The sequence below is a fragment of the Streptomyces sp. NPDC056373 genome (assembly GCF_042262425.1).
GTDB lineage: Bacteria > Actinomycetota > Actinomycetes > Streptomycetales > Streptomycetaceae > Streptomyces.
In genome coordinates this window covers 1-26,970 of the sequence record NZ_JBHJPX010000014.1, presented here as the reverse complement: position 1 = coordinate 26,970, position 26,970 = coordinate 1, and the positions used below count along the sequence as shown (strand labels likewise).

Sequence of the window (26,970 nt, the reverse complement as noted above, 5' to 3'; positions counted from 1 at the left end):
GGCGGACCTCACGGTCGGGCGGCGGGTGGGAAGTGTCCCTCCTGGACGAAGAACTCCACGTACGTGGCGAAGAGTTCACGGGTCAGCGGCGGGCAGACGATGTCCGTGCCGGCCAGCGCCGCCTCGGTCTCGGCGGTGTCGATGGGCGGGTAGAAGCCGTCGGTGTCGGACGTCATCATCTCGAAGGCGTGCAGCAGCGGCAGCAGGGCGTTGTCCCGGTCCGAGCGCACCGCGGCGCTCCACCGCTCCCGGTCGGTCTCGTCGAGCCGGTACCCGAGTTCACGCAGGTACGACACGCAGTCCGCGAGGCTCAGCGAGGTGCGGTTGAACAGGTGGAAGGTGCCGCCGGCCGGCTCTCGCCGGGAGATGCCGACGATGGCGGCGCTGACGTAGTCGACGGGCAGCAGGTGGAAGCGGCCTGAGACGCCGGCGGGTGCGGCCTGCGCCTGGAGGAGGCCCTTGAGACTGAGCCAGACGAAGTCACGGGTCTGGCAGGCCCCGTTGCGGGTGTCGCCGGAGATGACGTCGACGCGGTGCACCGACACCGGCAGGCCGCGGTCCCGGGCCAGGCCGACGAGCTGTTCGGCGACCCACTTGGACTGGAGGTAGCCGCTGGGCAGGGCTTCGGCGGGGCCGGTCGGGTCGGTCACCTTCAGGGGGACGCCGGGCGTGACCGGGCCGTTGAAGACGCCGACGGTGGAGATGTAGTGCACGGGGACCGTGCGGTGGCGGGCCGCCAGGCGCAGGATCTCGCGGGTGCCGTGGACGTTGGCCGCGCGCAGTGCCTCGTAGGGGTGGAGCCAGTGCACGGTGGCGCCCGCGTGGTAAACGGCGTCCACGGTGCGGGCGAGGCCGTCGAACTGCTCCTCGCTCAGGCCGAGCCGCTCCTCTGCCAGGTCTCCGGCGCGGACCAGCAGCCGGTTCTCGTCGATCTCGTCCCAGACGCGGTACCAGGTGAGGCTGGCGCGCAGCCGCTCGTAGGCCGCCGCGTCGTCCGCGCCGCGCACCAGGCAGTGCAGGCGGGCGGTCGTGGTGCGCATCAGGTCGCGCACCAGGAACGCGCCGAGGAATCCGCTCGCGCCGGTGACGAGGAGGTCGGACGGGTCGGTGACGGTGTGGACGACCTCGCCGGCGGGGCGGATGTCGGCGGGCAGGTCGAGGTCGGCGGCGTAGTCGACCGCCGGGCCCGCCTCGGAATCGCCCTGGGGCACCAGGAGTTCGGTGCGCAGGTGTGCCGCCAGGGCCCGGGGCGTGGGGTGGTCGAAGACCAGGGTGGCGGGCAGGCGCAGGCCGGTGACCACGGCGAGCCGGTTGCGCAGCTCGACGGAGGTGAGTGAGTCGAAACCGCTGTTCTGCAGGGGGCGTTCGGGGTCGACGGTGCCGGAGCGGCCGAGGACCCGGGCGATCTCGGCCGCCACCGCGCCGAGGACGACCGTGTGCTGGGCGGCCTCGTCGAGTCCGGCGAGCCGCTCGGCGAGCCCCGGCCCCGCGTCGGCCACGCCGCGCGCCGTGGCCCGGACCGGCACCCGCACCAGCGACCTGAGCAGCACCGGGACCTGCGGCTGGCGGCGCAGCACCGGGAGGTCGAGCGGGGTGGCCACGAGGTACGGGCGGCCGGTGCCCACAGCCAGGTCGAACAGGGCGGTGCCGAGTTCCTGCGGGACGGTGCGGAAGCCGCTGCGGGCGATCCGCTTCAGGTCCGTCTCGGTCAGGCCGCCCGTCAGACCGGTCGCCTGCTCCCACAGGCCCCAGGCGATGGACGTGGCCGGCAGACCCGATGCGACACGGTGCTTGGCGAGCGCGTCCAGGTGGGCGTTGGCCGCGGCGTAGGTGGACTGGCCGGGACCGCCGACGGCCGCGGCCACGGAGGAGAAGAGCACGAACGCCGTCAGGGAGGCTTCCCGGGTCAGCTCGTGCAGGTTCCAGGCCGCATCGGCCTTGGGCCGCAGCACGGCGTCGAGCCGCTGGGGTGTCTGCGAGGCGATGACGCCGTCGTCGAGGACGCCCGCGGTGTGGACGACGCCGCGCAGCGGGTGCGCCGCCGGCACCGAGGCCAGGACGCCCGCGAGGGCGGTGCGGTCGGCGACGTCCGCGGCGGCCACGGTAACGGTCGCGCCCAGGGCCCGCAGTTCGGAGCACAGCTCCGGGGCGCCCGGGGCGTGCGGGCCGCGCCTGCTGACCAGCAGCAGGTGGCGCACGCCGTGGTCCGTGACCAGGTGGCGGGCGAAGTGCGCGCCGAGCGAACCCGTACCGCCGGTGACCAGGACGGTGCCGTCGGGGTCCCAGAGGGTGCGACGCCCGGCTGCGGCGGGCTGCGGTACGGGGGTGCGCAGCAGGCGCGGTACGTGAATGCGGGGGGTGGTGCCGGACGTGGTGCCGCCCGGAGTGGTGCCGCGGATCGCGGCCTGAGGTTCACCGGAGGCGACCACGGCGGACAGGGCGTCCGGGTCGGGTTCGCCGTCCGCGTCCACCAGCACGATCCGCCCCGGCGTCTCCGACTGCGCCGAGCGCAGCAGGCCCCAGGCCGCAGCGGCGGCGGGGTCGGTGACGTCCTCGTCGTCGACGACGGCCATGGCACCACGGGTCACGACGACCAGCGGCGTGTCGGCCAGGGCCTCCTCGGCGAGCCACAGCCGCGCCCAGGAGAGGGCCCGGCCCACGGTGTCCCGGACGGCGTCCTCCGCGGTTGCTCCTGCGGGGGTGGCCAGGTCGAGGCGTACGGCCCCGATGCGCTCGCCGGCCGCCCTGGCCGCCTCGGAGACTGCCGGTACGTCCGGGTGCGCGGCGGAGCCGAGGGTGAGCCAGTTCAGGGAAGCGGCGGGCAGCGGGCGGGCGATCCACTCCACGTGGTGGAGGGCGTCGCGGTCCCGGGAGCGGGCGGCCCGCAGCGCCTCGGCGCGGACGGGTCCGACGGTCACGGCGTCGGCCACCGCGACCACCTGTCCGGCCGGGTCGGTGAGGCGCACCGCGTAGGTGTCGTCGGCACCGGGGACCGGGGCGAGCTGCACGCGCAGGGTGTCCGCGCCGACGGCGTACAGCCGCAGACCGCGCCACCGGGTGGCCATGGGCGGCAGGCCGGGCAGTCCGGCGGCGTACAGCGGTTGCAGGGCGGCCTCCAGCAGGGCCGGATGCAGCCCGAACCCCTCGGCGTGCGGATCGGTGTCGGAGTCCAGGGCCACCTCGGCGAACAGCTCGTCGGTGCGCCGCCAGATCCGTGTCAGCCCTCGGTACGAGGGCCCGTAGTGCACACCGGCCGCGGCGAAGCGTTCGTACAGCTCCTGTACTGCTTCCGGGTCCGCTTCCGGGTGTTCGGTCCCGTCCGCGGCGGCTGTGAACGGCTCGGCGCCGACGGGCGGCCAGGGCGCGGGAGCGGTGTCCGCCGGTGGGACGAGCGGGGTGTCGGCGAGGACGCCGTGGGCGTGGCGCGTCCAGGACGCGTCGGCGGCCTCGGGCCGGGCGTGGACGGTGAGGGCGCGCCGGCCGGCCGTGTCCGGTTCGCCGACGCGGACCTGGAGGTGCAGGGCTCCCTCGCGGGGCAGCACCAGCGGCGCGTCGACGACGAGTTCGTCCACGGCCGTGCAGCCCGTCTCGTCCCCGGCCCGGACGGCGAGTTCGGCGAGGACCGTGCCGGGCACGACGGTCTCCCCGGCGACGGTGTGGGCTGCGAGGAATTGGTCCGTGCGGGACGACAGGCGGGCCGTGAACAGCGCCTCGTCGCGGTCTCCCGGGAACAACGCGGCACCGATGAGGGGGTGCTCGGCGCTGTCCAGTCCGAATCCGCCCGCGTCCCGGCGACCGGCCGAGAGTGCGTCGGCCCAGTACCGCTGGTGCCGGAAGGCGTAGGTGGGCAGCGGGACCCTGCGGGCTCCGGAGCCGGCGAAGAACGCCTCCCAGTCGACGGGCACGCCCCGGGCGTGGAGGGTGCCGATGCCGTCGGCGAGTGCGGGCGGTTCGGGCCGGTCGGCGCGCTGGAGGGCCTGGACGGTGACGTCGTCCCGGTCGGCGAGGACGGTTCGGGTGAGGGCGGCGAGGGTGGTGCCGGGGCCGATCTCCACGACGGTCCGCACTCCCTGGTCGTAGAGGGTGGTGACGGCGTCGGCGTAGCGGACGGCCTGGCGGACCTGGGTCACCCAGTAGTCCGCCGACCGAAGATCCTCACCCCCCGCCAACCCGCCCGTCACCGTCGACACCACCGGAAGACGGGGAACCTCGTAGCGCACCTCCTTGGCCGCCGAACGGAACTCCTCCACCATCCCGTCCATCAACGGCGAATGAAACGCATGCGAGACATCGAGACGACGGGTACGCCGACCCGGCAACCCAGCCACTACGGCCTCCACCGCATCGTCCGCGCCCGAGATCACCACCGCCGACGGGCCATTCACAGCAGCCACACCCACCGCGTCACCACGCTCACCGATCGCCGCCAGCACCTCCCCCTCCGACGCCTCCACCGCAACCATCACCCCGCCCGGCGGCAACGCCTCCATCAACCCCGCACGCGCCGCCACCAACCGAGCCGCCTCACCCAGATCCATCACCCCCGCCACATGCGCAGCCACCAACTCCCCCACCGAATGCCCCGCAACGAACCCAGGCCGCACACCCCACGACTCCACCAACCGGAACAACGCCACCTCGAACGCGAACAACGCCGGCTGCGTCCACCCCGTCCGAGACAACAACGACCCCTCGACCGCGAACATCACCTCCCTCAAAGAGCCACCCACCAACGGATCCAGCACCCCACACACCTCGTCCAACGCCCCCGCGAACACCGGAAACGCCTCATACAACTCCCGCCCCATCCCAGCCCGCTGCGCACCCTGACCCGAGAACACCACCGCCAGGGCGCCGGGCCGGGCGGGCGCGCCGAAGCTCGTGGGGGTCTCGGCGAGTTGCCGGAGGGCGTCGGACAGGTCGTCGCTGCCGGTTCCGGTCAGGACGGCGCGGCGGTCGTGCAGGGTGCGTGTGGTGGCGAGGGAGTAGGCGAGGTCGGTGGCGGACTGCTCGGGGTGGGCGCCCATGTGCGTCTGGAGCCGCCGGGCCTGGTCGCTCAGGGCGTCGTCGTCCGGTGCGGACAGGATCCAGGGCACGGCCGGGAGGGTGCGGGTCTGCTCCGGGGCGGTGGCCTCCGTTTCCGGGGCCTCTTCCAGGATGACGTGGGCGTTGGTGCCGCTCACTCCGAAGGCGGAGACGGCGGCGCGGCGCGGGGCCGTTGCCCGGGGAGTCCACTCGCGGGCCTCGGTGAGAAGTTCGACCGCGCCGGAGCTCCAGTCGACCATGGGGGTGGGCTGGTCGACGTGCAGGGTCCGGGGCAGCAGGCCGTGCCGCATGGCCTGCACCATCTTGATGACACCACCGACACCGGCCGCGGCGACGGTGTGGCCGATGTTGGACTTCAACGAGCCCAGGAGCAGCGGCCGTTCGCGGTCCTGGCCGTACGTCGCCAGCAGTGCCTGCGCCTCGATCGGGTCGCCCAGCCGGGTGCCCGTACCGTGCGCCTCCACCGCGTCCACCTCGGCAGGCGTCAGACGGGCGTTCGCAAGCGCCTGGCGGATGACCCGCTCCTGCGACGGACCGTTCGGCGCCGTCAGACCGTTCGACGCACCGTCCTGGTTCACCGCGCTGCCCCGCACCACCGCCAGCACCCGGTGCCCGTTGCGCACCGCGTCCGACAGACGCTCCACGACCAGCAGACCGACGCCCTCCGACCACGAGGTGCCGTCGGCGGCCGCCGCGAACGACTTGATCCGGCCGTCGGGGGCGAGTCCGCCCTGGCGTGAGAAGTCGACGAATCCGCCGGGGGTCGCGGTGATCGTCGCGCCTCCGGCGAGGGCGAGGGTGGACTCCCCGCGGCGGACCGACTCCACCGCCAGGTGCAGGGCGACCAGCGAGGACGAGCAGGCCGTGTCGATCGAGACGGCCGGGCCCTCGAGACCGAAGGTGTAGGAAATACGGCCGGAGGCCACGCTGCTGAGCTTGCCGGTCATGAGGTGGCCCTCGAGTTCGGCGGGTCCTTCGAGTCCGAGGTAGCTCTGCTCGATCACGCCGGCGAACACGGCGGTCCGGCTGCCGCGCAGCGTGGCGGGGTCGATCCCGGCGTCCTCGAACGCCTCCCACGCGGTCTCCAGGAGGACGCGCTGCTGGGGGTCCATCGCGCGGGCCTCACGGGGCGAGATGCCGAAGAAGTCCGCGTCGAACAGGGCGGCGCCGTCGAGGAAGCCGCCCTCGCGGGTGTACGACGTGCCGGGCTCGTCACGGTCCGTGCTGTACAGCGCGTCCAGGTCCCATCCGCGGTCCTCGGGGAACGGGCTGATGGCGTCCCGTCCTTCGGCGGCCAGGCGCCACAGGTCGTCCGGTGACGTGACGCCGCCCGGGAAGCGGCACGCCATGCCGACGATGGCCACGGGTTCGGTGGTGGCCGACTCGAGCGTCTCGATGCGCTCGCGCGCCTTCTGCAGGTCGGCGGTGACCCACTTCAGGTAGTCGACGAGCTTCTGTTCCCTGGTCTGGGCCTGCTCCTGCGCGCGGGACATGTCAGCGGACATGCGGAATCAGTCTCTCCTCGGTACCGGAAGGGTGGTGGTGCGGGGCGGGCGGACGGCGTCAGTCCGCGGCCCGGCCCAGCTGGGTGTCGATGAAGTCGAAGATCTCGTCGGCGGAGGCGTCCCCGAGGACGTCGGCGGCGGACGGGGACGGTGTGTCCGTCGGCCCCGCGAGACGGTCGGCCAGGGCCCGCAGCCGGGCGGACAGCTCCACGCGGCTTTCGTCCGGCTGCGAGCCGTCCGCCGCGAGGGCGCCCAGGGACGCCTCCAGCCGATCCAGTTCCCCGGCGACGGCACCGGCCGGTCCGCTGCCGGGGCCGGGCGCGGCCGCCTGCGCCTTTACGTAGGCCGCGAGCGCTGCGGGGTTCGGATGGTCGAAGACGACGGTGGTGGGCAGGGAGAGGCCGGTGTCGGCACCGAGCCGGTTGCGCAGTTCGACGCCGGTCAGGGAGTCGAAGCCGAGTTCCTGGAAGGGACGGTCGGGCACCACGGCCGAGGTGTCGGGGTGCTTGAGCACCTTGGCGACCAGCTCCGTGACGAGGGTCAGGAGGTACTGCTCCCGCTGCGCCTCGCCCAGCGGCGCGAGCCGCTCGGCCAGGGGCACCGCCCGGGGTGTCGTCTCCTCCGGGATGTCGGGCGTGACGCGTGAGCCGGGGTCCATCTCACGGCTGCCGGTGGTGACTTCGTCGAGCCAGTACCGCCGGCGCTGGAAGGCGTAGGTGGGCAGCTGGACCCGGCGGGCTCCGGAACCGGCGAAGTACGCCTCCCAGTCGACGGGTACGCCTCGGGCGTGCAGCGTGCCGAGGGCCTCGACCAGGGTCTCCGGCTCGGCGCGTCCCGCGCGGGTGGCGACGGTGGCGGTCAGGGCGTCGGGGTCGCGGACGGCCTGCGCGGCGAGGGCGGCGAGAACGCCGCCGGGACCGATCTCCAGGAGTGTGGTGACGCCCTCGGACTCCAGGGTGGTGACGGCGTCGGCGTAGCGGACGGCCTGGCGGACCTGGGTCACCCAGTAGTCCGCCGACCGAAGATCCTCACCCCCCGCCAACCGACCCGTCACCGTCGACACCACCGGAAGACGGGGAACCTCGTAACGCACCTCCTTGGCCGCCGAACGGAACTCCTCCACCATCCCGTCCATCAACGGCGAATGAAACGCATGCGAGACATCGAGACGACGGGTACGCCGACCCGGCAACCCAGCCACTACGGCCTCCACCGCATCGTCCGCGCCCGAGATCACCACCGCCGACGGGCCATTCACAGCAGCCACACCCACCGCGTCACCACGCTCACCGATCGCCGCCAGCACCTCCCCCTCCGACGCCTCCACCGCAACCATCACCCCGCCCGGCGGCAACGCCTCCATCAACCCCGCACGCGCCGCCACCAACCGAGCCGCCTCACCCAGATCCATCACCCCCGCCACATGCGCAGCCACCAACTCCCCCACCGAATGCCCCGCAACGAACCCAGGCCGCACACCCCACGACTCCACCAACCGGAACAACGCCACCTCGAACGCGAACAACGCCGGCTGCGTCCACCCCGTCCGAGACAACAACGACCCCTCGACCGCGAACATCACCTCCCTCAAAGAGCCACCCACCAACGGATCCAGCACCCCACACACCTCGTCCAACGCCCCCGCGAACACCGGAAACGCCTCATACAACTCCCGCCCCATCCCAGCCCGCTGCGCACCCTGACCCGAGAACACCAAGGCAAGAGCACCCCCTGAGGGGCTGACCGGCGTCAGGTGGCGGAGGTCGTCGAGGAGTTCGGCGGGCCCCGTACCCACGACCGCGGCGCGGTGCGGGAGGCCTGCTCGGGTGGTGGCCAGGGAGTAGGCGATGTCCAGGGGGTCGGGGGCGCCGGGGGCCGAGGCGTAGACGTGGAGCCGTTCGGCCTGGGCGGTGAGCGCCTCGGGGGTGCGGGCGGACAGGAGCCACGGCAGGACGGGCAGGGCGCGGGGGCCGGTGGTCTCGGCGGGCGGGGCGGCCGGGGCCTCCTCCAGGATCACGTGCGCGTTGGTGCCGCCGAATCCGAAGGAGGAGACACCCGCGCGGCGGGGCGCGTCCTCCCGCTCCGGCCAGTCACGTTCCTCGGTCAGCAGCTCGACCGCACCCGTGTCCCACTCCACGAACGGCGACGGCTCGTCCACGTGCAGTGTCCGCGGCAGCACACCGTGCCGCATCGCCTGCACCATCTTGATCACACCACCCACACCCGCGGCCGCCTGCGCATGCCCGATGTTCGACTTCAACGACCCCAGCAGCAGCGGCCGTTCACGGCCCTGGCCATACGTCGCCAGCAGCGCCTGCGCCTCGATCGGATCACCAAGACGCGTGCCCGTGCCGTGCGCTTCCACCGCATCCACGTCGGAGGCGGACAGCCCGGCCGAAGCCAGTGCCTGGCGGATGACACGCTCCTGCGAGGGGCCGTTCGGTGCCGTCAGGCCGTTCGAGGCGCCGTCCTGGTTCACCGCGCTGCCCCGCACCACCGCCAGCACCCGGTGCCCGTTGCGCACCGCGTCCGACAGCCGCTCGACGACGAGAACACCGGCCCCCTCCGCCCACGCCACTCCGTCGGCTCCGGCCGCGAACGACTTGCAGCGGCCGTCGGGCGACAGACCGCGCAGGCGGGAGAACTCCAGGAAGGCCACGGGTGTCGACATCACCGTGACGCCGCCGGCCAGGGCGAGCGAGCACTCGCCGTTGCGCAGCGCGTTGACCGCGAGGTGCAGGGCGACCAGCGAGGACGAGCACGCCGTGTCGACGGAGACCGCCGGGCCCTCGAAGCCGTAGGTGTAGGAGAGCCGGCCGACGGCGATGCTGCCGGCGCTGCCGCTGAACAGGTAGCCCTCGAAGTCCTCCGGCGGCAGGTGGGGGCGTGAGCCGTAGTCGTTGTACATCTGGCCCGTGAACACGCCGGTGTCCGAGCCGCGCAGGGCGGTGGCGTCGATGCCGGCGTGCTCGAACGCCTCCCAGGCCGTCTCCAGCAGCAGCCGCTGCTGCGGGTCGATCGCCATGGCCTCGCGCGGCGACAGCCCGAAGAAGGCCGGGTCGAACCGGTCGGCGTCGTAGAGGAATCCGCCCTCGCGGGTGTAGGAGGCACCCGTGCGGTCGGGGTCCGGGTCGTAGAGGCCGTCCACGTCCCAGCCCCGGTTGCCGGGGAACCCGCCGACGGCGTCGGTGCCGTCGGCCACGAGGCGCCACAGGTCGTCGGGCGAGGACACGCCGCCGGGGTAGCGGCAGGCCATGCCAACGATCGCGATCGGCTCGCGCCGCCTGTCCTCGATGTCCCGCAGTTGCCGGCGTGCCTCACGGGCATCGGCGACGGCCTTCTTCAGGTAGTCGCGGAGCTTGTCCTCGCCCGCCATGGTGTGTCAACTCCCGTGTGTCGTGTGGTGATCGGTGCCGCAGTGGGCGGTGTGGCTCAGTTCAGCTCGTCGACGAGGGCGAACAGTTCGTCGTCGGTCGCCGAGTCCAGGTCGTCGTCCAGGTCGTCGCCCTGGTCCTGGTCCGATGCGCCGGCCGGGGCCCCTGCCGCGTTGTCGGCGGCGTCGAGGAGTTCGCGCAGTCGGGCGGTGATCCGGCCGTGGGCGGACGCGTCGGTGGCGGCCGTCTCGATAGCGGCTTCGAGCCGTGCCAGTTCCGCGAGCACCGGCTCGTCCGGTGCGGTCTCCTCGACGGTGAGGCGGTCGCCCAGGTACGAGGCGAGCGCCCGCGGCGTGGGCTGGTCGAAGACCAGGGTGGTCGGCAGCCGCAGTCCCGTCTCGGTGGCGAGCTGGTTGCGCAGCTCGACGGCCGTCAGGGAGTCGAAACCCAGTTCCTGGACCGGCCGGTCGGCGTCGATCGCCCTGTGGTCGGCATGCCCGAGGACGGCGGCCACCCGGCCGCGAACCAGGTCCACCAAGGCCCGTTCCCGGTCGGGCGCGGCCAGGGCGGCGAGCCGCTCGGCGAGACCCCGGCCCTCCGGGCGGCCGGCGGGGGCGTCGCCCGAGGCCGCCGGGCGGCGGGCGCTGTGGGCGCGGACGAGTCCGGCGAGGAGCGGCGGTACCCCGTCGCCCAGGGCGCGGATCGCCCGGGTGTCGAGCCGGGTGACGGCGAGGACGCTCTCGCCGGTGGCCGGGGCGGCGTCGAAGAGGGCCATCGCGTCGTCGGTGGCCAGCGGCAGCAGGCCGGAGCGGGCCAGACGGCGCAGGTCCGCCTCGGCGAGGTGACCGGTGATGGTGCTGGTCTCCTCCCAGAGGCCCCAGGCGAGGGAGGTCGCGGGCAGTCCGGCAGCCCGGCGGTGCGCCGCCAACGCGTCCAGGAACGCGTTGCCCGCCGCATAGTTCGCCTGCCCCGCCGTACCCAGCAGACCCGACACCGACGAGTACAGGACGAACGCCCGCAGGCCCATCTCCCGGGTCAGCTCGTGCAGGTGCCACGCCGCATCCACCTTCGGACGCAGCACGGAATGCAGCCGCTCGGGCGTCAGACCCTCCACCGTCACGTCGTCCAGCACACCCGCCGTGTGCACGACCCCCGACAACTCGCCCACACCAGCCAGCAGTTCGGCCAGGGCGGACCGATCGGTCACATCACATGCCGCGAGCCTCACGGCTGAACCCAGGGCCTCCAGCTCCGCCCGCAACTCCCCCGCACCAGGCGCCGCCTCACCACGCCGGCTCACCAGTACCACTGAGCGCACTCCGTGAACCGTCACCAGATGCCGGGCCACCGCCGCACCCAGACCCCCGGTACCGCCCGTCACCAGCACCGGGCCCTCGCCCCAGGCGACCGCACCACCGTCACCCGGCACAGCACTCCGCAGCCTCGGCACCACCAACCCACCCGACCGCACCGCCACCTGCGCCTCACCCGAGGCGACCGCGGCGGTGAGGGCAGCTGTGTCCGTGCCGTCGAGGTCCAGGAGCTGGATGCGGCCGGGGCTCTCCGACTGTGCCGTGCGCAGCAGGCCCCAGAGCGGGGCGTGGGCCAGGTCGGTGACGTCCTCGTCGGCTGCGGTGGCCACGGCGCCCCTGGTGGTGACCACGAGGCGGGTGTCGGCGAACCGGTCGTCCGCGAGCCACTCCTGCACCTGGACGAGCGCCTGGTGAGCGGCCTCCCGGGCGGTGTCCGGCAGCGTCTCGCCGACGGGCGCGGAGAAGTGGGGAGCGAGGACGACCGCGGGCGCGGGTGCGCCCGCCTCGATGTCCCGGGCCAGTGCGCCGAGGTCCGCGTAGGAGCGGACCGTGCCGTCCGGCAGGCCGAGGTCCGGTGTGGATCCGAGGACCGCCCAGGTGGTGAGGTCGGCCGTGGTCTGCGCGGTGGCCGGACTGCTCCACTCGACCTTGAGCAGGCCGTCGGCGGAGCCGGTGCCGGCGGCGCGCAGCGACTGGGCGGACAGCGGGCGCAGGGTCAGCTCCGCCACCTCGGCGACCGGTGCGCCCGAACCGTCGGCCACCGTGAGTGCGACGGTCGTGGAGCCGCCGTCGGCGGTCTCGGGCGCCGCCGCTCCGGCGAGCCGGACCCGCAGCACGGACGCGCCCGCGGAGGTCGCGCTCACTCCGGCCCAGGAGAACGGCAGCACCGTCCGGCCTCCGTCACCGGCGACCCCGGGGAGCAGCGGGTGCAGGGCGGCGTCGAGCAGGGCCGGGTGGAGGGTGAACCGGCGGGCCTCGGCGCGCCGGTCGTCGTCGAGGGCGACCTCGGCGCAGAGGTCGTCGCCGGCTGTCCAGAGCCTGCGCAGGTTGCGGAAGGCGGGCCCGTAGGCGTAGCCCTGCTCGGCGAGACGCTGGTAGGCGCCGGTGAGGTCGATCTCCCGGGCTCCCGCGGGAGGCCAGACCGTGAGCGATCCGTCGGCCGTGCCGGGCGAGGCGCTCAGCGTGCCGTAGGCGTGCAGGGTCCAGGTCCCGTCGTGGCCGGGGTCGCCGTGGGGCCGGGCGTGGATGCGCACCGGGCGGGTCGCGTCGGTGTCCTCGGCGCCGACGGACACCTGGAGGTGCACGCCGCCGCGTTCGGGCAGGACCAGGGGGGCGGCGAGGGTGAGTTCCTCCACCGTGGCGGTGCCGAGCTGTTCGCCCGCCCGGAGGGCGAGTTCGAGCAGTCCGGTGCCGGGCACGAGCACGGTGCCGGCGACGGTGTGCTCCGTCAGCCAGGGGTGTGTGCCGCGGGCCAGCCGGCCGGTGAGGACGTGTTCGTCGCGGTCGGCCAGCGGGACGGCCGCGCCGAGCAGCGGGTGGTCGGCCGCCACGAGTCCGAAGCCCGCGGCGTCCGTGACGGTGGTGGGCGCGTCGAGCCAGTAGCGCTGCCGCTGGAACGCGTACAGCGGCAGGCCGGTGTCGTGTGCGCCGGGGAAGACGGTGTCCCAGCGGATGTCGGTGCCGCGCGCGGCGAGCAGCCCGAGGGCGGTCGCGAACACCTCCGGCTCGGAGCGGCCCCGGCGCAGGACCGGCGCCACGACCCCGGGGCTCTGCTCCAGCGATTCGGCGACCAGGGCGCTCAGCACCCCGTCGGGCCCGAGTTCCACCCACTCGGTGACCCCGGCCGCCTCCAGCAGGCGTACGCCGTCGAGGAAGCGGACGGCCTCGCGGATGTGGCGGGCCCAGTAGCCGGGCGAGGCGAGGTCCTCGGCCGTGGCCAGTGCGCCGGTGACGTTGGAGACGATCGGGATGCGCGGCGCGTGGAAGGTGAGGTCCTCGGCGATCGTGCGGAACTCGTCCAGGATCTCGTCCATGTGCGGCGAGTGGAAGGCGTGGCTGACGGGGAGGCGCTTGACCCGGGCGCCGTCCTTCTTGAACCGGGCGGCGAGCTCGTCCACGGCGTCGGCGTCGCCGGAGATGACCGTGGCACGTGGTCCGTTGACCCCGGCCACCGCGACCCGGTCGCCGTAGGGGGCGAGCGCGGCGCGTACCGCGTCCTCCGCGGCTTCGACGGCCGCCATGGCGCCGCCTTCCCGGGCAGCTTGCATCAGCCGGCCTCGTTCGGCGACGAGGACGCAGGCGTCGGGCAGGTCGAGGACGCCCGCGAGATGGGCGGCGGTGACCTCGCCGATCGAGTGGCCGAGCAGGAAGTCCGGGGTGAGGCCGTGGTGTTCGGCGAGGCGGAACAGGGCGGTCTCCAGAGCGAACAGCGCGGTCTGGGTGAACGCCGTCTGGTCGAGCAGCGCCGCGTCCGCGCTGTCCTCGGCGGCGAAGAGCACCGACTTCAGCGGGCGCATGAGCTCGGGGTCCAGGTGGGCGCACACCTCGTCGAGGGCCGCCGCGAACACCGGGGAAGCGGCGTACAGTTCCCGGCCCATGCCGAGACGCTGGGCGCCCTGCCCCGTCAGCAGGAAGGCGGTCTTGCCGCGCGTGGTCGCGGGGGTTCGCTGCACCGTCGGAGTTGTCTCTCCGCGGCTCAGCGCCGCGAGGCCGTCGAGCAGTTCGGCGCGGTGCCGGGCGACCACCACGGCTCCGCGGCCGTGCCGGGCCCGCCGGGTGCCCAGGGACCAGCCGAGGTCCGCGAGAGCATCCTCGGGGTGGCGGTCGAGGTGGTCGTTGAGACGCCGGGCCTGGCCCCGCAGGGCGGCCTCGTCCCGGGCGGACAGCACGAAGGGAACGGGCCCGGACGGCTCCGGCCGCTCGACATCGTCCTCCGCGGTGACGAACTCCTCGACCACCACATGCGCGTTGGTCCCGCTGATACCGAAGGAGGAGACACCCGCGCGACGCGGCACGCCGTCCCTGGCGGCCCACTCCCGTTCCTGGGTCAGCAGCTCGACCGAGCCGGTGTCCCACTCCACGAACGGCGACGGCTCGTCCACATGCAACGTCCGCGGCAGCACACCGTGCCGCATCGCCTGCACCATCTTGATCACACCACCGACACCGGCAGCCGCCTGCGCATGCCCGATGTTCGACTTCAACGAACCCAGGAACAACGGCCGTTCACGATCCTGACCGTACGTCGCCAGCAGCGCCTGCGCCTCGATCGGATCACCCAGCCGCGTGCCCGTGCCGTGCGCTTCCACCGCATCCACGTCGGAGGCGGACAGCCCGGCCGAAGCCAGTGCCTGGCGGATGACACGCTCCTGCGAGGGGCCGTTCGGTGCCGTCAGGCCGTTCGAGGCGCCGTCCTGGTTCACCGCGCTGCCCCGCACCACCGCCAGCACCCGGTGCCCGTTGCGCACCGCGTCCGACAGGCGCTCGACCACCAGCAGGCCCACGCCTTCCGACCAGGCCACACCGTCGGCCGCCGCCGCGAAGGACTTGCACCGGCCGTCGGGCGACAGGCCACGCTGGCGGGAGAACTCCACGAAGACGTGCGGACCGGCCATGACGGTCACGCCGCCCGCGAGGGCGAGCGAGCACTCGCCGTTGCGCAGCGCGTTCGCCGCGAGGTGCAGGGCGACCAGCGAGGACGAGCAGGCCGTGTCGACGGTGACGGCCGGGCCCTCGAACCCGTAGGTGTACGACAGACGGCCGGACACGACGCTGGAGAGGTTGCCCGCGAGCAGGAAGCCCTCGTACTCCTCGGGGCTCGCCGCGAGGCGGGAGGCGTAGTCGTCGTACATGGCGCCGGTGAACACGCCGGTGTCCGAGCCGTGCAGGCCGGCCGGGTCGATGCCGGCGTGCTCGAAGGCCTCCCAGGCCGTCTCCAGCAGCAGCCGGTGCTGGGGGTCCATGGCGGTCGCCTCACGCGGCGGGATGCCGAAGAAGGCGGGGTCGAACCGGTCGGCGTCGTGCAGGAATCCGCCGTGCCGGACGTAGGAGGTGCCGGTGTGGGCGGGGTCCGGGTCGTAGAGGCCGTCCAGGTCCCAGCCCCGGTTGCCGGGGAACTCGCTGATGGCGTCCCCGCCCTCGGAGACCAGCCGCCAGAGGTCGTCCGGCGAGGCGACGCCGCCCGGGTAGCGGCAGGCCATGCCGACGATCGCGATCGGTTCGTCCCGGGCGGCGGTGGGCCGCGGGGCGGGGGCCGGGGCGGAGGTGGCGGTGGCGGTGTCCTCGATCCGGGTGAGCAGGTGGTCGGTGACCGCGTCGGGCGTGGGGTGGTCGAAGACGACGGTGGCGGGCAGCCGCAGGCCGGTGGCGGTGTTCAGGCGGTTGCGCAGTTCGACGCCGGCGAGGGAGTCGAAGCCGCTCTCCTTGAAGGCGCGTTTGGGATCGAGGCGCCCGGGGTCGGTGTGGCCGAGGACGCCGGCCACGATGCCGCGGACGAGGTCGAGGACGGTCTCGCGGCGGCGCTCCTGCGGCAGGGCGGCGATCCGCTGTGCCCAGGTGGTGCCTTCGGTGCCCGCCTCGTCCGCACGGGCTGCCGTGCGCCGGGAGCGGGGTGCCGGGGCCAGATCGCGCAGCAGGGGCGAGGATTCGGCGCGCAGGGCCCGCTGTTCGAAGACCACGGGCACGCGCAGCGCGTCGTCGCCGGACAGCGCCGCGTCGAAGAGGGCCAGGGCGTGCTCGGGGGTGAGGGTCCTGATGCCCTGACGCGTCCAGCGGGCCAGGTCGGCTTCGCCGAGAGTGCCGCCCATGCCGTGGGTGCCGTCCCAGAGGCCCCAGGCGAGGGAGGTCGCGGGCAGTCCGGCCGCCCGGCGATGCGCCGCCAGCGCGTCCAGGAAAGCATTACCCGCCGCGTAGTTCGCCTGCCCCGCCGTACCCAGCAGACCCGACACGGAGGAATACAGGACGAACGCCCGCAGGCCCATCTCCCGCGTCAGCTCGTGCAGGTGCCACGCCGCGTCCACCTTCGGACGCAACACGGAATGCAGCCGCTCAGGCGTCAGACCCTCCACCGTCACGTCGTCCAGCACACCCGCCGTGTGCACGATCCCCGACAACCCACCCACAACGGAGAGCAGTTCGGCCAACGCCGGCCGGTCGGTCACATCACACGCCGCGAGCCTCACCGAAGCACCCAGAGCCTCCAGCTCCGACCGCAACTCCACCGCACCAGGAGCCGACTCACCCCGCCGGCTCACCAGCACCAGCGACCGGACCCCATGGGCCGCCACCAGATGCCGGGCCACCACAGCACCCAGACCACCGGTGCCACCCGTCACCAACACCGGACCCTCACCCCAGGCGACAGCGTCACCCTCGGCGGCCTCCGCCCGACGCAGCCTCGGCACCACCAACCCACCCGACCGCACCGCCACCTGCGCCTCACCCGAAGCGACAGCGGCGGCCAGGAGCGGGTCTTCGGTGGGGACGTCGGCGTCGATCAGGACCACCCGGTCGGGGTGCTCGGACTGCACGCTGCGCAGCAGGCCCCACAGCGGGGCCTGGGCCGGCTCGGGGACGAGGTCGCCGGGTACGGCGGCGACGGCACCCGAGGTGAGTACCGCGAGGCGCGCGTCGGTCAGACGCTCGTCGGCGAGGAAGTCCTGCACCAGGCGCAGGAACGCCTCCGCCGTGTCGTGGGCACGGGCTGCCACATCGCCGTGTCCGTCACCGGCCGGGGCGCGGACGAGCACCACGTCGGCCGTGGCGTCCACCTGCGTGAGGTCGTTCGCCTCCACGAGACCCGGAGCATCGCCCTCGGGTGTCGTGACCGGCGTCCATTCCACGGCGTACAGGGCGTCGTGGAGCCGTGACGCGGAGCGCAGCCGGTCCTTGGCGACCGGGCGCAGGGCGAGGGACTCCACGCTCATGACGGGTGCGCCGACGGCGTCCGCGGCGTGCAGCGCGTAGGTGCCCGACCCGGTGGGCTCGATCCGCACCCGCAGGGTGTCGGCGCCGCCCGCGTGCAGGGACGCGCCGGACCAGGAGAACGGCAGCCGGATGGTGTCCTCGGCGGTGCCGTCCCCGGCAGCGTGCAGCACCACCGGGTGCAGGAGCGCGTCGAAGAGGGCGGGGTGCAGTCCGAACCGGCCGGCGCCGCTGCGGTGCGCGTCGGGCAGGGCGACCTCGGCGTACAGCACGTCCGCGGTGCGCCACAGGCCCGTCAGGCCCTGGAAGGCCGGGCCGTAGGCGTAACCGAGTGCGGCCAGGCGTTCGTAGGCGCCGTCCAGCGGCATCTCATGGGCGTCGGCGGGCGGCCACTGGCCGAGGTCGGGGCCGGCCGGCGGGGTGCCGCCGAGGGTGCCGGAGGCGTGCCGCGTCCACAGCTGCTCGGCGTCCGGGCCGCTGTCCGGGCAGGCGTGGATCTCCACGGGCCGGCTGCCGGACGCGTCCGGCGCGCCGACGGCGACCTGGACGCGCACGGCGCCCTGCTCCGGCAGCTCCAGGGGCGCTTCCAGGGTCAGTTCGTCGATCCGGTCGACGCCCAGGCGGCCCGCGGCGGCCAGGGCCAGTTCCAGGAACGCGGTGGCGGGCACGAGGACCGCGCCGGTGATGGTGTGATCGGCGAGCCAGGGCTGGTCGGCCACGGCGAGGCGACCGGTGAGGACGAGCCCGTCGCTGCCGGCCAGTTCCATCGAGGCGTGCAGGAGCGGATGCCCGGCCGGGTCGAGGCCCAGGCCCCGGGCGTCGAGCGGCCGTTCGGGGGCGAGCCAGTAGCGCTCGCGCTGGAACGGGTACGTCGGCAGGTCGACGAGGCGGGCGCCGGGGTGGAAGGTCTCGGCGGCGAACGGCGCGCCGCCCGTCCAGGCCGCGGCGATCCCGGCGAGGAAGGTCTCGCCCTCGGGGCGGGCGGCCCGCAGCATCGGAACGACTACGGCGTCGGCGTCCGCGTCGGCCAGGGCTGCCCGGGTCAGCGGGGTGAGCACGGCGTCGGGGCCGGTCTCGACGAACACCGTGGCGCCGTGCCGGTGCAGGGCGCGGGCGGCGTCGACGAACCGTACGGGCCGGCGGATCTGCCGCGCCCAGTAGCCGGGCGAGGTCAGCTCGTCCGGGGTGGCGAGTTCGCCGGTGACCGTGGAGACGATCGGGATGCGCGGCGCGTGGAAGGTGAGGCTCTGGGCGATCGTGCGGAACTCGTCGAGGATCTCGTCCATGTGCGGTGAGTGGAAGGCGTGGCTGACCTGGAGCCGGCGGGTGCGGCGGCCCCGGGCGCGCCACTGTCCGGCCAGTTCCTCCACGGCGTCCTCGTCGCCCGAGATCACGAGGGAGTCGGGGGCGTTGACGGCTGCGAGGTCGAACCGGCCCGCCGCCTTCCGGAGGTCGTCGGCGATCTCGGCTTCGGTGGCCTCCACAGCGATCATGGCGCCGCCCGCGCGTGCCGCCTCCATGAGCCTTCCCCGGGCCGCGACCAGCCGGGCCGCGTCGGCCAGGGACAGCACGCCCGCGACATGGGCCGCCGCGAGCTCGCCGATGGAGTGCCCGGCCAGCAGGTCCGGTGTGGTGCCGTGGTGGGCGAGGAGCCGGAACAGGGCGACCTCTACGGCGAACAGGGCGGGCTGGGTGTGGACGGTGCGGTGCAGCAGCCGGGCGGGCTCGGTGTCCGCCTCGGCGAACATCACCGTGCGCAGCGGCAGTTCGAGGTGCTCGTCGAGGGCCGCGCACACCTCGTCCAGGGCGGCGGCGAACACCGGGGACGCGGCGTACAGTTCGCGGCCCATGCCGGCGCGCTGGGCGCCCTGCCCGGTGAACAGGAAGGCGGTGCGTCCCGCGCCCGCGGCGCTGCCGGTGACGACCTGGGCGGCCTCCTCGCCGTCGGCCAGGGCGGCGAGGCCGGCGAGAAGCGTGTCGGTGTCCGTGGCGGTGACCACGGCGCGGTGCGGCAGTGCGGTGCGGGTGACGGCGAGGGACGCGCCGAGGTCGGCGGGGTGCGTGCCGCTCTCCGTGACGACGTCGTGCAGGCGCTGCGCTTGGGCGCGCAGCGCCGCCTCGTCCCGCGCGGACAGCACGAACGGAACGGGCCCGGACGGCTCCGGCCGCTCGACATCGTCCTCCGCGGTGACGAACTCCTCGACCAGCACATGCGCGTTGGTCCCGCTGATACCGAAGGAGGAGACACCCGCGCGACGGGGCTCACCGTCGCGCGCGGTCCACTCACGCTCCTGCGTCAGCAGCTCGACCGAGCCGGTGTCCCACTCCACGAACGGCGACGGCTCGTCCACGTGCAGCGTCCGCGGCAGCACACCGTGCCGCATCGCCTGCACCATCTTGATCACACCACCGACACCGGCAGCCGCCTGAGCATGCCCGATGTTCGACTTCAACGAACCCAGGAACAACGGCCGTTCACGATCCTGACCGTATGTCGCCAGCAACGCCTGCGCCTCGATCGGATCACCAAGACGCGTACCCGTACCGTGCGCCTCCACCGCGTCCACCTCGGCCGGTGCGAGACGGGCGTCGGACAGGGCGTCCCGGATGACGCGCTGCTGGGAGGGGCCGACCGGGGCGGTCAGGCCGTTGCCGGTGCCGTCCTGGTTGATGGCGCTGCCCCGTACGACGGCCAGCACCCGGTGCCCGTTGCGGATCGCGTCCGACAGGCGCTCCACGACCAGGAGGCCGACGCCCTCGGCCCAGGAGGTGCCGTCGGCGGACGCGGCGAAGGACTTGGAGCGTCCGTCCGCGGCCAGGCCGCGCTGGCGGGAGAACTCCACGAACATGCCGGGCGACGACATGACCGTAGCGCCGCCCGCGAGGGCCAGGTTGGTCTCGCCGGAGCGCAGGGAGCGCACCGCCATGTGCAGGGCGACCAGCGAGGACGAGCAGGCCGTGTCGACGGTGACGGCCGGGCCGAGCAGTCCGAGCTGGTAGGCGATGCGGCCGGACATGACGCTCGGGGTGGTGCCGGTGAGGAGGTGTCCCTCGACGGTGTCGGGGGCCTCGTGCATCCGGGGCCCGTAGTCGAGGGTGGTGGCGCCCACGAACACGCCGGTGCGGCTGCCCTTGAGGGCGGCGGCGTCCAGACCGGCCCGTTCGACGGCCTCCCAGGCGGTCTCCAGGAGGAGGCGCTGCTGGGGGTCCATGGCGAGGGCCTCGCGGGGCGAGATCCCGAAGAACTCGTTGTCGAACAGGGGGGCGTCGTGCAGGAAGCCGCCCTCACCGACGGTGCTGTGACCGCCGTGCGTGGGGTCGGCGTCGTAGAGGTCCGCGTCCCAGCCGCGGTCGCCGGGGAAGCCGGATATGGCGTCCCGGCCGTCGGCGACCAGGTTCCACAGCTCCTCGGGTGAGGTGACGCCGCCCGGGTAGCGGCAGGCCATGCCGACGATGGCGACGGGTTCGTGCGCCGTGTCGGGGGTGCCGCCCGGGCGGTCCTCGGTGCGGGCGGCCGTGTCCGGGCCGGCGAGGAGGGTGGTGAGGTGGGCGATGAGGGCGGCCGGAGTGGGGTGGTCGAAGAGCAGGCCGCTGGGCAGCTTCAGTCCGGTGGCGGTGGCCAGGGCGTCGCGCAGCTCGACCGTCATCAGGGAGTCGAAGCCGAGGTCCTTGAACGCGGCGTGCGGGTCGACGCGCCGGGTGTCGGTGTGCTCCAGGACGGCTGCGACCTGCTCCAGCACGAGGGCGGTGGCGTCGGGGGCGTGCGGGGCCGGGGCGGCCGGGGCCGTGGTGGCGGTACCGGCTTCAGTGGCGGTGGTTCCGGCTTCGGTGGCGGTGGTTCCGGCCTCGGACAGGGCCGGCGCGGATGCCGGTGCGGCGGGGGCGGCCGGGCCGTCGATCCAGTGGCGCTCACGCTGGAAGGCGTAGGTGGGCAGCGGGACGCGGCGGCCGGTGCCGTCGGCGTGCACGGCCGCCCAGTCGACGGGCGTGCCCCGGACGAACGCGGTGGCGACACCGGTGAGCAGGGAGCGGACCTCGGCGCGTCCGGCGCGGAGCGTGGCGACGGGCGCGGTGGCCGCGGTGTCACCGGCGCTCGCGGCGGCCAGCGCGGTCAGGACGCCGTCGGGGCCAAGTTCGAGCAGGGTGGCGGCGCTCGACTCCTCCAGGGTGCGTACGGCGTCGAGGAAGCGGACCGGGCGGCGCACCTGCTCGACCCAGTAGGCGGGCGAGCTCCACTGGCCCGGTGCGACGGCGGCGCCGGTGACCGTGGACACGGCCGGTATCCGCGGCTCGTGGAAGGTCAGTTCCTCCACGACGGCGCGGAAGGGCTCCAGCATCGGGTCCATGAGCGGCGAGTGGAAGGCGTGGCTGACCGTGAGACGGCGGGTCTTGCGGCCCTGCGCGGCGAGTTGCTCCGCGACGGCCGTGACGCCGTCGAGAGTGCCGGACAGCACGACCGCGCGCGGCCCGTTGACGGTGGCGACGGCCACCGGCCCGTCCTGCGCGGCGAGCAGCGGCAGCACCTCGTCCTCGGTGGCCTCGACGGCGATCATGGCGCCGCCGGCGGGCAGTTCCTGCATCAGGCGGCCCCGGGCGGCGACGAGCCGGGCGGCGTCGTCGAGGGACAGCACGCCCGCGACATGAGCGGCGGCGATCTCCCCGATGGAGTGCCCGGCCACGTGGCCGGGGGTGATGCCCCAGGAGGTGACCAGGCGGTACAGGGCGACCTCGACGGCGAAGAGGGCGGGCTGGGTCCAGGCGGTGTCGTCCAGGCCGGTCCCGGAGTCGACCACCTCGGCGAGGGGCCGGTCGAGGAGCGGGGCGAAGGCCCGGCACACCTCGTCGAAGGCGGCGCGGAACACCGGGAAGGCGTCGCGCAGTTCGCGGCCCATGCCGGTGCGCTGGGCTCCCTGCCCGGTGAACAGGAAGGCCGTCGTACCGGGGCGGACGGCTCCGGTGACGACCTGCGCGGCGGCACGGCCCGCGGCCAGGGCGGTCAGGCCTGCGGCCATTCCGGCGTGGTCGTCGGCGAGGACGAGGGCCCGGTGGTCGAAGACGGTGCGGGTGGTGGCCAGGGAGTGGCCGACGTCCTCGGGGCTGGGCCCGGGTTCGGCGGTCACGGCGGCACGCAGCCGATCGGCCTGTGCGGCGAGGGCGGCTGCGTCACGGCCGGAGACGACCCAGGGCAGCAGGACGCCGCTCCTGTCCGGGGTCTCGGCGGGCGACGGTGTGGCCGGTCCCTCGCCCAGCACCACGTGGGCGTTGGTGCCGCCCATGCCGAACGAGGAGACCCCGGCGATCAGCGGCCGGTCGGGGGCGGGCCAGTCGCCCGTCTCGCGCTGTACCTCCAGGCCGAGGTCCGCCAGCGGGATCGCCGGGTTCGGGGTGTCGAAGTTGAGGCTGGCGGGCAGGCGGCGGTGGCGCAGGGCCAGCAGGGTCTTGATGAGGCCGACGATGCCGGCGGCGCCCTCCAGGTGGCCCACGTTGGTCTTCGCGGACCCGACGCGCAGCGGGCCGGCGCCGGAGCGGGCCACGCCCAGCACCGCGCCGAGTGCGGCGGCCTCGACGGGATCGCCGACCGGTGTCCCGGTGCCGTGCAGTTCGACGTACTGGACGGCGTCGGGGTCGAGGCCGCCGCGCTCGTACGCCTCGCGCAGGACCCGCTCCTGGGTCTCCTGGCCGGGCACGGTCAGTCCGGGGGTGGATCCGTCGTTGTTGACGGCGCTGGCGTGGATGACGCCGAGGACGTCGTCGCCGTCCGCGAGGGCGCGGGACAGCAGCTTGAGGACCACGGCGCCACCGCCCTCACCGCGTACGAAGCCGTTGGCGCGGGCGTCGAAGGTGTAGGTGGTGCCGTCGGGAGACAGGCCGCCGAAGCGCTCTCCGGCCACCGCGGCCTCGGCGAGGATGTTGAGGTTGACCCCGGCGACGATGGCGGCGTCGGACTCGCCGGTGCGCAGGGACTCGCACGCCAGGTGCACGGCGACCAGCGAGGACGACTGGGCCGAGTCGACGGTGAGGCTGGGGCCGCGCAGCCCGAGGTGGTAGGAGACGCGGTTGGCGATCACTCCGCGGTTGACGCCGGTCATGGTGTGCTGGGTGACGGCCCGGGCGCCGTGCTGGTAGAGCAGTGCGGCGTAGTCGTCGCGCAGGGTGCCGACGAAGACGGCGGTGCGGCTGCCGCGCAGGGTGGCCGGGACGATCCCGGCGTTCTCCAGCGCCTCCCAGGCCAGTTCGAGGACGAGGCGCTGCTGCGGGTCCATGACACGGGCCTCGCGCGGGGCGATCCCGAAGAAGCCGGCGTCGAAGGTGTCGACACGTTCCAGGAAGCCTCCGTGGCGCAGGCCCGGTTCGTGGTCGGCGGCTTCGCCGGTCGCCGGCCGCAGGCGGTCCGCCGGGGCGGGGGTGACGGCGGAGCGGCCGGTGCTCAGCAGCTCCCAGAAGGCCTCGGGGTCGCCGGCTCCGGGCAGACGGCAGGAAAGGCCGACGACGGCGATTTCCTCGCTCCGTGCACGGCGCGTCCCGATCGATTCGGACTGGTGCTGATTCGTCATCGCGCTCGACTGCCCTTTCGGCCGAATTACCGCAAGACTGCTGAGTGGGGGAATGTTCGGCCCGATCGTAGACAGGGGGGCCTCTCCCGCTTCTCAGTGTCCGGCCTCACTCCGGTAATTCGGTGCGGACGAAATGGAGCGGGAAAAGGAGAAGGCGCCATGACCGGACGGTGGACGGGGACCGCACTCCCCGTTTCCCACCGCCCGGCCATGGCGCTGCCGTCGGTCAGCCGGCGAGGGTCGCGGCCTGTTCCGCGGCACGGAAGCCGGACTCCAGGGCGCCTTCGACGAAGGCACCGTTCCAGCCGCTCGCTATGTCACCGCCCGCGAAGACGATGCGCCCGAACGGCTGCTGGATGTCCGGCAGCTGACGCAGGAGCTGTCCCGGCCGGCGCAGGCCCCAGCCGCCGCGCGCGTACGGGTCCTTGTGCCATTCCTTCGCCCGGTACTCGACGACCCTGGCCTCCGGCAGCAGCCCGCGGACGGCGGCACGCACCGCCTGCGGGTCGGACACGTCGAGGGCGGGCCCGGTGAAGGCCACGAAGATGCGTCCGTCGGGCAGCTGCTTCTGCGGGATCAGCAGCAGGATGGGGGCGCCCTCCGGGGCCTGGGCGGACACCGCCTCGGAGGTGCCCCGCACCCGCAGCCACAGCTTGGTGGCGTGCGGCACACCGATGCCCTCACGGGCGGCGTCGGCGTGCACCTTGGGCAGGCCCGGCTCGAAGGTGAGCGTGGACCACGTGTTGACGGGTGTGGCGAGCACGACCACCGGGGCCTGATGGACCCGGCCGCCGCGGACCTCGACATGGGTGAGGCCGCCGCGCTCCCGGATCGCCGTGACCGGCGAGTTGAGGCTGACGGTCGCGCCGGACTCGCGCAGCATCCGTTCCAGGACGGAGATCATGCCGCCCTCGGGCAGCTCGCTCATCACCGACAGGAACTTGTCGTAGGTGCCGCCGGCGAGCTGGTACCACTGGGCGAGGCCGGTGAGGGAGCCGGTGCGGTTGCCGCCGGCGAACACCGAGGTGGCGCCGCTCACCCAGTCGTGGTCGACGCCGCGCAGCTGGAGCCGGTCGATGCGGTCGGCGAGCGAGAGGCGGTCCACGGACGACAGCAGGTCCTTGCGGTGCAGCGGCTCGTAGGGCCGCTCGAAGTACTGCTCGGAGCCGGCGTAGAAGTCTGCGAAGAGGCTGTTGAGGCGGGCGCCGGCCTCCTGCGGGGAGTGGCTGGTGTAGCCGTTCGGGCCGGGCATCACCATGCGGGTGGCGTGCACGTCCTCGGTGGTGGTGAGCGAGTAGCGCTTCAGTTCGCGGGCGACCAGGTCCTGGCCGGGGCCGAACCAGCCGCCGCCCAGTTCGATGTGCTGCCCGGCCAGGGTGCCGGGTTCGATACGGCCGCCGATCCGGCCGCGGGCCTCCAGGACCAGGACCTTCATGCCGCGGGCGCCCAGCTCGCGGGCGACGGTGCCGCCCGCGTATCCCGCGCCTACCACGATGGCGTCGTAGGGCTTGTCGTCCGCCGCCGCGGAGGAGGACGCCGTCGCGGTGACGGCACCGGCGGCGAGCGCGGTGGCGCCCGCGGCCTTGAGGACGGTTCTTCTGCTGACGCGTCCGTGGGCGCGGAGGGTCGTGCTGTCGCCGTTCTCGGTCATGGAACACACCTTTCGCGAAGAGCGGGAATTACGGGACGGAAAGCGCACGGAATCGACGGACGGAAACGAAGAGAAATGGAAGAAGCGGTGCGCGTCCGGTTCCGGGACGCCGGAGTTTCGGGCATGGGGAAGGGGCCGGTTCCGACGGGGGATTCGGAACCGGCCCCTTCGTCAGGGGGTGAAGTGAATACCGGGCCCGGTGACTACTGGTTGGGGCGGCGGTACGCCTTCACGACACTGGCGTAGCTGTTCTTGGCGTGGCCCTGGGCGATGATGCCCTCCATCAGCGCCTCGGAGTACTTGGGCAGTTCGGTGTCGACGCCGAGCGCCTCGGACTCCTCGACGAGGTGCTTGAGCGCGCCCAGGTGCGTCTCCAGGGTGGCGTCGTTGGCCGGGAACTTCTCGTCGCCGGCGTCGATCTGGGCGGCGTAGTCGGCGGTGAACATCTTGATGGCGTCCAGCCACATGTGGGCCCACGGCAGGAACTCCTGCGCCTTGACGCCGCCGGTCTCCACGATGGCCACGCCGTGCAGGAAGCTGTTGAGGGCGCCCCACATCAGGCCGAGCAGCGACACGTCGAACAGGGCGGGCTTGCCGTGGTCGGTGCCGAGGTAGGTGGTGCCGCCGCCGAGGAGCTTCAGGACGGGCTCGTGCGCCTCGAAGACGGCCTGGTCGCCCGCGTAGAAGAGGACGGAGGTCTCGGCGCCGATGCCGGGCGGGGTGATCATGATGGCGCCGTCGAGGTACCGGGCGCCGTTCTTCTCCGCCCACTCGGCGGTCTGCCGGGCCTGCTCGGAGGAGCCCGTGGTCAGGTTGACGACGGTCTTGCCGCGCAGGTCGTCGCCGAGCGAGCCGATGACGTCGTGCACCACGTCGTACGTCGACACGCACACGACCACCAGGTCGCTCGCGGCGACGGCGTCGGCGGGCTTCGCGGCGAGGACGGCGCCGTCCTTGACGAGGCCGTCGGCCTTGTCCGCCGAGCGGTTCCACACGGTGGTGGCGTGACCCGCCTTCAGGAAGGCGGCGGCCAGGGCCTGCCCCATCAGGCCGAGGCCGAGCACCGACACCGAGGTGTGGTTGTCACCCATGAATCAGTTCCTCCAGTACGAAGTGGTGTGCTGAGCAAGCCGGCACGCGGGGCGCGCCGGGGAGAAGAGGGGTCCGGGGCGTCGGCTCAGAGGAAGACGGTGCCGGGCTCCAGGCCGACCAGGACGCGGCCCTGGAGTTCGAGGTTGACGTCGGCGTTGGCCAGCGCGTGCAGCGAGAAGCCCTGGATGTCGCGGTTGAAGCGCTGCAGGTGGACGTCGCGCCGGATGACGGAGCCGCCGCTGGCGTTGTGGAGGATCTCCACGGCCTCCTTGGCCAGTTGGGCGGCGAAGCCGGTCTGGCCGCGCACGATGGCCTTCTCGGTGTCGGTGGGCTGCTCGCCGGCGTCGGCGCGTTCCTGGAGGAGGGTGAGCCAGCGGGTCGACAGGGCCTCGGCGGCGTCGATCTTGTTGGCGGCGGTGGCGACCTGGATCTGCGTGAGCGGGTGCAGTTTCTGGTCGGTCCAGTCGGTGTAGGTGATGCCGCGTCCGGGGAGGCGCTCCAGGAACAGCTCGT

At 73.7% G+C, this 26,970-nt stretch carries 5 protein-coding genes and 1 pseudogene; all 6 read right to left on the bottom strand.

Annotated features, from left to right (window positions below; genetic code table 11):
- Positions 1-8: 8 nt before the first annotated feature.
- A complete protein-coding gene (locus tag ACFCXS_RS27940) occupies positions 9-6,551 on the bottom strand; it encodes a type I polyketide synthase (RefSeq protein WP_376646096.1) in 6,543 nt (2,180 codons plus the stop codon).
- Positions 6,552-6,609: 58 nt separating this feature from the next.
- Entirely contained in the window at positions 6,610-9,897 is a 3,288-nt protein-coding gene (locus tag ACFCXS_RS27935) for a type I polyketide synthase (protein ID WP_376646275.1), read from the bottom strand.
- A gap of 86 nt (positions 9,898-9,983) precedes the next feature.
- Complete coding sequence (locus tag ACFCXS_RS27930; protein ID WP_376646095.1) at positions 9,984-23,714, bottom strand: type I polyketide synthase; 13,731 nt, start codon at positions 23,712-23,714, stop codon at positions 9,984-9,986.
- Positions 23,715-23,940: 226 nt separating this feature from the next.
- Positions 23,941-25,365: a flavin monoamine oxidase family protein gene (locus tag ACFCXS_RS27925; protein WP_376646094.1), complete on the bottom strand. Its 1,425-nt coding sequence runs from the start codon at positions 25,363-25,365 to the stop codon at positions 23,941-23,943.
- Between the two features lie 203 nt (positions 25,366-25,568).
- Positions 25,569-26,456, bottom strand: a complete 888-nt coding sequence (locus ACFCXS_RS27920; protein WP_376646093.1) for an NAD(P)-dependent oxidoreductase — start codon at positions 26,454-26,456, stop codon at positions 25,569-25,571.
- An 86-nt stretch (positions 26,457-26,542) separates the two neighbouring features.
- Positions 26,543-26,970 (bottom strand): annotated as a pseudogene (locus tag ACFCXS_RS27915) (acyl-CoA dehydrogenase); the annotation flags it as partial.

Excerpts from the sequence above, each read along its gene's own strand:
- ACFCXS_RS27930 (WP_376646095.1), bottom strand. The coding sequence starts at position 23,714 with ATGACGAATCAGCACCAGTCCGAATCGATCGGGACGCGCCGTGCACGG.
- ACFCXS_RS27920 (WP_376646093.1), bottom strand. The coding sequence starts at position 26,456 with ATGGGTGACAACCACACCTCGGTGTCGGTGCTCGGCCTCGGCCTGATG.
- ACFCXS_RS27925 (WP_376646094.1), bottom strand. The coding sequence starts at position 25,365 with ATGACCGAGAACGGCGACAGCACGACCCTCCGCGCCCACGGACGCGTC.
- ACFCXS_RS27940 (WP_376646096.1), bottom strand. The coding sequence starts at position 6,551 with ATGTCCGCTGACATGTCCCGCGCGCAGGAGCAGGCCCAGACCAGGGAA.